Annotated in this window: 5 protein-coding genes; 4 read left to right on the plus strand and 1 reads right to left on the minus strand. The window is 61.6% G+C overall.

Annotated elements, in window-relative coordinates; all coding sequences use genetic code 11:
* Positions 1–193: 193 nt before the first annotated feature.
* Positions 194–634, plus strand: coding sequence for a carboxymuconolactone decarboxylase family protein (locus PMI23_RS27550; RefSeq protein ID WP_007913931.1), 441 nt, complete (start codon positions 194–196; stop codon positions 632–634).
* Between the two features lie 129 nt (positions 635–763).
* Here PMI23_RS27550 and PMI23_RS27555 read toward each other — a convergent pair whose 3' ends face one another.
* A complete protein-coding gene (locus PMI23_RS27555; protein WP_007913932.1) occupies positions 764–1,078 on the minus strand; it encodes a hypothetical protein in 315 nt (104 codons plus the stop codon).
* A gap of 207 nt (positions 1,079–1,285) precedes the next feature.
* On the opposite strand from PMI23_RS27555, the gene PMI23_RS27560 reads away from it, so the two are divergent.
* From PMI23_RS27560 to PMI23_RS27570, 3 genes are read left to right on the plus strand one after another with little or no spacing between them, the layout of a single operon-like run.
* Positions 1,286–1,951: a secretin and TonB N-terminal domain-containing protein gene (locus PMI23_RS27560; RefSeq protein ID WP_007913934.1), complete on the plus strand. Its 666-nt coding sequence runs from the start codon at positions 1,286–1,288 to the stop codon at positions 1,949–1,951.
* Positions 1,948–2,499, plus strand: coding sequence for an RNA polymerase sigma factor (locus PMI23_RS27565; protein WP_007913935.1), 552 nt, complete (start codon positions 1,948–1,950; stop codon positions 2,497–2,499). The genes PMI23_RS27560 and PMI23_RS27565 overlap by 4 nt, the downstream gene beginning before the upstream one ends.
* Positions 2,500–2,530: 31 nt before the next feature.
* The gene (locus PMI23_RS27570) at positions 2,531–3,469 is read left to right on the plus strand and encodes a FecR family protein (protein WP_042705058.1); all 939 of its coding nucleotides are present in this window, start codon (positions 2,531–2,533) and stop codon (positions 3,467–3,469) included.
* The last annotated feature ends 83 nt before the right edge of the window (positions 3,470–3,552 follow it).

The raw sequence follows: 3,552 nt of genomic DNA on the forward strand, positions 1-3,552 counted from the left end.
TAACGCATCCCGTGACGCTCTGCGTCACAGTGGACGCGGAGCGTCCATGGCTGCATTCCCACGCGGAGCGTGGGAACGATCAGCGCGTAAAGGCAGGGGGCAGTGGTGCAGCGGTTTTCCGTGCAATTGGGGCTGTAATGCATGGCTGTCGGCGGTTACGGTGAAGTCATTATTCCGTCCACCGAGAACCGCCATGTCCCCGCGCCTGGATTACTACAACGCTTCGCCCAAGGCGATGAAAGCGATGATTGCCATGGAGGCGCTGACTGCCAACCTCAGTATCGAACAGCCGTTGCTGCAATTGATCCGGATCCGCGCCTCGCAGCTCAATGGCTGCGCCTTCTGCACCGACATGCACTCGGTGGATGCACGACGGGCCGGGGAGAGTGATCGGCGTTTGTATGCGATTGCGGTGTGGCGCGACAGCAACTTCTTCAACCCGCGTGAGCGTGCGGCGCTGGCCTGGGCCGAGGCGGTGACGTTGTTGGCGGAGAGCCGTGTGCCTGATGAGGTTTATGAGCAGGCCCGTGAGCAATTCAGCGAAGGGGAACTGGTCGACCTGACCATGGCCGTCACCACCATCAACAGCTGGAATCGTTTGGCCGTGAGTTTCCGCCAAACCCCCAGCGAATGAGCCTGCCCTGATCGTTCCCACGCTCTGCGTGGGAATGCCTCAACGGACGCTCTGCGTTCGGCTCCGGATGGGACGCGGAGCGTCCCGGGCTGCATTCCCACACGGAGCGTGGGAACGATCGGTGGCGTGTCATTGCGGTGGGCGTTGTGGTTTTACTGATGTGCCAAAGGTATTGCCCATCCGCGTACTGGTCGCCGCCGGTGTCGCGAGGCCAACCTGATTCGGTGGCCGTTTGTTCACCGGCACATTCAGCGCCTCCTGATTCTTCTGCGCCGCCGCAGCGCCTTCCGGGTTGTTGCCCATCTGCTGGCTCAAACAGTCGTAATTCGGCGCCTTGTAACCGCCGACCGTCACCTCGACACAGCCCAACGGCTGCTCGGCATAAGCGCTCGACAGCGCCATCAGCAACAGCCCGCCAAGGCTCAATCGCCACAGTCTATTCATGCTCGCCTCCTGGCCAGCCCGACGGGGCCGCGCTTTGGCTTGAGTCTAGTGCAAGCCGTGCGCAATTCCCGTGATGGTTTTTTTGCACCGCCCGTCACACCAGATTCATAAACAGCCCTCAGGATGACGATTTCCAAGGATTCGTCAGCCGTGCAGCGAGGCAATTCCACGGACGGTTTTCAGCGTTCAACGAGGCTTGTGCGCCGGATGTGTCTGGGGTGGCTGCTCGGCTGCGCGGCGGGCCACGCCATGGCTGACGCGGTGCCGGCGGACCTGCGGATGACGCTGCACATTCCGGCACAGGATCTGGCACACGCGCTGGATCAGTACAGCCTCGCCACCGGCGTTGCGGTGCTGGTCGACAGTCAGTTGAGTCGCGGTCGTCGCTCGCTGGCGGTGGACGGTGAATACACCGCCGCCGATGCCCTGCGTCGATTGCTCGGCGGCAGTGGTTTGATGGCGCGGTATGCCCGCGACGATGCGTTTACTTTGCAAGTGGCGCAGGTCGAAGACGTACCGGCGCCGGCACAAAAACTGACGCCGGAAAGCGTCGCCGTCAATCGCAGTTACGCCACGGCGGTGCAAGCGGCGATCGAGCGCAATCTGTGCCGCTCGCCACTGACCCGTCCCGGCAGTTATCGCGCGGTGTTACAGGTCTGGGTTGGCCGCGATGGCGTGGTGCAGCACAACCGGTTGGTCACTTCGACCGGTGATGTACGGCGCGACAACGCGCTGGTGGAGAGCTTTCGCAACCTCAAAATCGATCGGCCGACGCCCAGCGCCTTGCGTCAGCCGGTCACGTTGCTGTTGTTACCGGAGTCGTCAGGGAAACGCATGGAATGCACCAAATGGGAAGGAGTTTCCGGGGGATGAAAGACACCGGACAAGGTTCGATGGTCCAACTGTTCCTGACGTCCTACGAGGACTTTCGGGTGCGCCTGCGCAGGCGTCTCGGTTCGGAAGATCTGGCCAACGACGTGCTGCACGAAACCTACCTGCGGGTCGATCGCATGGAGACGCCGCCGAACGTCCTGCGGCCCAATGCCTACCTCTATCGCATGGCCCTGAACATTGCCGCCGACCGCCGCCAGGCCGATGCGCGCCTGCTCACCGGCGAGGAAGTCGAAGAGCTGCTGCAAATCGGCGATGAAGCCCTCGATCCGGCGCGGGTGGTGGGGGGGCAAAAGGAAATCCAGTCGCTGCTCAGTGCGTTGTACGAGCTGCCCGCACGGCGCCGGAAGATCTTCATCGCGGCGCGCCTGGAAGAGGCGCCGCATCTGGAAATCTCGCAGCGCTTCGGCATTTCCACGCGCATGGTCGAGAAGGAAATCAAAGCCGCGTTGGGCTTCTGCGCTGCGAAACTGGAAAGAAAAGTGTTTCAGCGGTTCGGTCGCGGGGCCGGAAAACCGTCTTCTGAATAGTGCCCGATCAATTCGTTGAGAATCTGCGCGTTTGAACATCTTTCGACTGACATCTGCCGAGCCATCGGTGGCCGACAATCTGCACAGCGAAGCTCGCGACTGGCTGGTCCTGCTGACCTCCGGCCGCGCCACCGTGGCCGACGCCCGGGCCCTGCGCGAATGGTGCGCGCAGAGTGCCGAGCATGCCCGCGCGTTCGAAGAGGCCAAGCGGTTGTGGCACAACCTGCAACCGGCCGTGGAGCAAATGCAGGCGCCGCGCGGATTTGGGCGACGTGCTTTTCTCGGTGGGGCGATTGCTGCGTCGGCGGCGTTTTTGCTGGTGCGCGGGACGATTCCCGGTGGTTTTGAAGGGCTGGGCGCTGACTACATTACTGAAGTTGGCCAGCAGCGGCGTTTTGAACCTGTGCAGGGTGTGAGCCTGGAGCTGAATACTCAGACGCGGATCAATCAGCGTGCAATGTCTGAGGGTGTGCAGGGGTTTGAGCTGGTCAGTGGTGAGGTTGAAGTGCAGACCGCGCGGTTGCCGTTGGCGATGCAGGCTGGAGGAGGGTGGTTGCGCGCGAGTCAGGGGCGTTTCAACTTGCGTAACACTGATCAGCAAGTTTGCGTGACTTGCCTTGATGGTGCGGTTGACGTGGATGTTGAAGGTCGTAGTCTGCGTCTTGAACCGGGGCAGCAGGTGACCTATGACGCGCGGCAGGTTGGCAGTGTGCAGAGTGTCGACACGGCGGCGGTAATGAATTGGCGTCAGCAAGTGTTGGTGTTTAACGGCGCTACGCTGAGCCAGATGATTGATGAGATCAATCGCTATCGGCCGGGGATGTTGTTGCTGCTCAACCGTGAGCTTGGGCAGCGGCGGGTGCAGGCGCGCTTTAGCCTTGACCAACTTGCTGGCGTTGCATTGCTGATTCGGGATGCCTATGGCGTCAAATGCACTGAGCTGCCGGGTGGCGTCGTTGTTTTGAGCTAGTGGGTTTGATTGGGTACATATCCGTTGCTGCGGTTATGGCTGCTTAGGGTTCCGCCCTTACGGCGGGTCACCTTTTCCAAACG

This window comes from Pseudomonas sp. GM24, from assembly GCF_000282235.1.
Classification (GTDB): Bacteria; Pseudomonadota; Gammaproteobacteria; order Pseudomonadales; family Pseudomonadaceae; genus Aquipseudomonas.